This window comes from Neokomagataea anthophila, assembly GCF_018122595.1.
Lineage (GTDB): Bacteria > Pseudomonadota > Alphaproteobacteria > Acetobacterales > Acetobacteraceae > Gluconobacter > Gluconobacter anthophilus.
In genome coordinates this window covers 1-229 of record NZ_JAGRQH010000169.1, presented here as the reverse complement: position 1 = coordinate 229, position 229 = coordinate 1, and the positions used below count along the sequence as shown (strand labels likewise).

At 56.8% G+C, this 229-nt stretch carries 1 pseudogene; it reads left to right on the top strand.

The window, feature by feature from the left end:
* Nucleotides 1–229 (top strand): annotated as a pseudogene (locus KB213_RS12395) (metallophosphoesterase family protein); the annotation flags it as partial.

Here is a 229-nt window from a genome sequence, read left to right as displayed (position 1 = left end):
ACTGGCAGCTTGGTAAGCCTTTTGGCCGTATCGATGAACAGCGCCGTGCCGCACTGACACAAGCGCGTTTTCATCAGATTGATCGTATCGGCGAGCATGCGAAAAGCCATGATGTGCGCCATAGATTGGTGGCGGGTGATGTATTCGATACGGCAGGGCCGCATGAGCGGACGATCGCTCAGGCTGTAACCCGCATGGAGCGTTACCCGTGCTGTTGGTGGTTGTTGCG